Below are 4189 nucleotides of genomic sequence, written 5' to 3' on the forward strand. Positions count from 1 at the left end.
CGTCAGGGACCGAAAACGTCGGAGTAAGAACGCTCGTGCTGCTCAGGTCATCCGTATCCGATGTGCTACCCCGAGCCGTCCACGCGTACGTAGCGCCAGACGGTTCGTTCGCCACCGTACAGTTGAGTATAAAATCGGCCGTACCCTCGTATATCTCGCTATCTGTGCATGCGACCGTTATATCCGGCTTATTCCTAACGGTTACAGTGACATCTTCCGTAATGTTATTGATACCCGAAGCCGACAGCGTCACCGTGTATTCGTAGTCCTTATCTGCTCCGCCTACTTCACTCGGTACAGAAAACGTCGGCTTCAGGATAGTCGTACTGCTCAAATCATCCGTATTTGACGTACTGCCGCGAGCTGTCCATGCGTATGTGGCGCCTGAAGGTTCACGATTGACCACCGAACAGTCCAAAGGAAAGTCAGCTGTATCCTCGTATACCTCGCTATCTGTGCAGCGGAGCTTTTTCTTCATCCTTACAGTATACCACGCCACAGCGTCATCCGCGTTTTCTGCGCTCACTGTCAGAACATACTCGTACTCCCTCTGCACGTCAACATCATCCAGTGTGTAAAACGTCGGAGTTTCTATGTTCGTTGCACTAAGCCGGCGCGTATCCTGCGTACTACCCCGAGCCGCCCATTCGAACATGTAGTCGGAACCGGTGGGAGCGTTTTTCCATCCTGTTTCTGGTTCTGCTGAATTTGGACAAACGCTGATTAGCCAATCCGGGTCACCTTCATATAAGATTGCGGTGATATTGCGCCAATAGGCTAGATGGCAATCGATATCCGGCTTCTCCAGAACCGTCACGGTTACGTCTTCGGTAACGTCATTTATACCCGAAGCCGACAGCGTAACTGTGTATTTGTAGTCCTTATCTGCTCCGCCTACTTCACTCGGCACAGAAAACGTCGGCTTCAGGATAGTCGTACTGCTCAAGTTGTCCGTATTTGCCGTACTTCCCCGAGCCGTCCACGCGTACGTAGCACCGGACGGCTCGTTCGTTACCGAACAGTCCAGTATAATGTCGGCTGTGCCCTCGTACACCTCGCTGTCTGTGCAGGTGAGCGAAGGGTCCGTCGAATCCGTGTCGCGCACCGTCACCCTAACCTCGGCAGTGCCGTCTTCTGAAATTGCCGCACTCGCTGTTACCGTGTACGTATATGTCGTATCCTGATCTACATCGTCCGGCACGGCGAACGTCGGCGTACTCGTATCATTTTCCTTGTCACCCGGAATGATGTCCTGGTCGCCCGTCAGGTTGGTGCGTGGTGACCATTGCCACGTATACCAGGTCCCTAACGGCGTAAAGGTAGTCGACTCCCAACGACCGGATGCCTCACATTCCAATTCAATGTCGGCGTCACCCTCATACACCTCGTAGGGGCTGTCTGCACATGTGACCGTTATATTAGGTTTGTCCTTGACGGTCGCCGTATAGTCGAGCGTTCCGGCGTCGGCATTCTCCGCCGACGCCGTGAGGCGGTATTCATATATCTCGGTTTCACCGTCAGCAACATCTTCGGGCGCATGAAACTCTGTCAACTTTTTATCCAGCTCCCTTAATCTTTCCATATCCGTCGTGCCGCCCCGAGCCGTCCATCGGTACGTATAGACAGGGTTGACGCCCGGAGCGCCCGACCATAGCTCGCAACCGACCGTGAGGTCCGCATCCCCCTCCCATATCTCCGCCGATGATGTGGCGGGGCATCCGCCTATATCCGGCTTCTCCAGCACCGTCACGGTTACGTCCTCGGTAACATCATCAACACCCGAAGCAGACATTGTAACCGTATATTCGTAGTCCTTATCCGCTCCGCCCGACTCATCTATATCGTCCGGCACATCGAAGGTGGGTTTCAGGATAGTCGTACTGCTCAGATCGTCCGTACCCGACGTGCTGCCGCGGGCCGTCCATGCGTACGTAGCGTCAGACGGCTCGTTTTCCACCGAACAGTCCAGGGTAATGTCGGCTGCGCCTTCGTATACCGGATCGGGATCGTTGCATGTGATAACGGCATCCGGTATATCCGTATCCTTCACCCTAACCGTCACCATCGCTTTTGCAGGATGAAAACCTGCGGCCGATGCGATCAGCCAGTACCGGTAGTTTTTGTCCTCGTCTATATCGTCCGGCACGGAGAACGTCGGAGTGGGCGTGTCCGTGCCGTCCACCAGCAGATCCGTGTTCGGCGTATCGCTCCTTGCCTCCCATGCGTACGTGTACTCCTCGACGCCCGAAGGACCATCCGTCACCTCGCAGTCAAACTGGATATCGTCGTCCCCCTCTTGTACATGGGGCCAGGAACACCGGAGGACAGCCCTGTTTAACACGGTCGCCATCACCTTCCCTGTAACAAATCCGTCTGTATCACGGAGCGAAAATACCACCGTATAGTCCAGTTTCTTGAGTTCCACGCTTTCAGGCAGGGAAGCCGGAATAGATAATGTGGGATAACGCACGTATCTGGAACTCAATAAGGCCTCATCGTACTCATCGCTCGACGCTCCACCCATGGAATGCCACTCGATACTATTCACCTCCGACTCCCGGCCCGAACACCCGACCGTAAAACTCGGGTCGCCTACAAACAATAGATACGGTTCCGGGCAGCTCAAACCGCTCATACTCGCCGATGCGTTCACGTCCGCAATCCCTTGCGGTATCCCCTCTTCTGCGTCCGTCACCCTGACCGTCACTCTTCTTCTTGCCATCTGCGGCGCGCCCGAAGCCGATGTCGTCATGCTCGCGATGTAGTGGTACTCGGCGCCCGCGCTGCCCGGCGGCGCCGTAAACAAGGGCGACGAAAGGTCCGTCGCGGCAAGAGGCGCCGTGCTCGTACCCCACAGACCCTCCCACTCCCATAGCACCGACGCTTCGTCCTCGTCGTAGTCCATGCGAAACGACAGCGGATCCACGCCCTCGCAATCGAGCGCTACCGTCTCGCCCTCTTCCACCACCACTTCCAGGGGACAATACACGCCCGGACGATGGCTCGATACGTAGACCTCCACCTCCTCATGCGACGACAAACCCGTAGCCCGGGAGGTCGCCGTCAAACGGTACCGGTAACGCAGCGTCGTCTCTCCCGAATGGAACGACTCCAGCGTCTCGTACACGGGCGCCTCCGGAGCCACTACTACAGGATGGGGACTGTCCTCGGGAATCAAACGAGGATTGTCCAGATAGTCCCGCGTTGTCGAGCCCACAGGCTCCCAGAAATAGTCCAGATATTCGTCTCCCGAAGCGTCCCACGCATGACACTCGATCCGTCCCGTCTCCAGTTCCTCCAGAAACACCGCCGCAGGACAATCCAGACGAGGGGGCGCCTGACTGTCGAAACCGCCGCCCCGATCGGGCAGGCCCGCCGCTTCCGGCAAAAGAAAGCCTTCGTCCTCCTCAAAACCGAATCCGAACGGAGCCGGCTCCCTCTCCCACGGCACGCAGCCCTCGCCGAACTCGTCAGGAATCGCCAAAGGATCGCATTCATCCTGCAAGCCGGGCCCTCTGCCCGATTCTCCCGAAACGCCTTGCACCGTGACTGTCACCGAGGCGGAAGCATACACGCCCGGCCCTGTCGCCGTCAACCGGTATGCGTACTCCCTGCCTCCCGATACAGGTGCCGTAAAGAATGGCGACTGCGACTGCGCATCGCTTAGAAGACGAAGATCATCTCCCGAGAGCGAGCGCCACTCGTAGTGAACGCCGCCCTCTTCGGATACGCCCGTTGCAGCACACGACAACGAAATGGATTCCCCTGCCTGGGCAACAAGGCGAGGCGGGCAGGACAACGAGAAAGCCGCACTGGAAACAGCCGCGCCCTTCACAGGAAACCCGCCTTCGTCAATGACCTGAGCGCGGACCGACGGCGCAACAGCCAACGCCGAAACCACGAACGTACAAGTCATGCACACAGACACTATGCCGAAAAGACCCGAACGCAAAACAACCGGAAATTATATATGAAAGCACCGAAAGCTCCTCCCCATTCGTCCGGGCAGGGGCTTTGTTTTCGTGGGGGAGTCTACCGGACAAGCGTCATGGTCCGCGTCAGGGTTTCCGCGCCTGCCGTCAGCCGGTAGATGTACGTCCCCGTTGGAAGCCCCTCCGCGTTGAAACGCGCCGCGTGCCGCCCCTGCGGTTGCATGCCGTCGACAAGCACGGCAACCGTCTTTCCGGTC

1 protein-coding gene is annotated in these 4189 nt (G+C 57.4%); it reads right to left on the reverse strand.

Annotation, left to right across the window (positions count from 1 at the left end; genetic code table 11):
- A partial coding sequence (locus F4Y00_11065) for a hypothetical protein (protein ID MYE05497.1) occupies positions 1-3916 on the reverse strand: 3916 nt, incomplete at its 3' end.
- Between the last annotated feature and the right edge of the window lie 273 nt (positions 3917-4189).

The sequence above is a fragment of the Bacteroidetes bacterium SB0662_bin_6 genome (assembly GCA_009839485.1).
Lineage (GTDB): Bacteria > Bacteroidota > Rhodothermia > Rhodothermales > VXPQ01 > VXPQ01.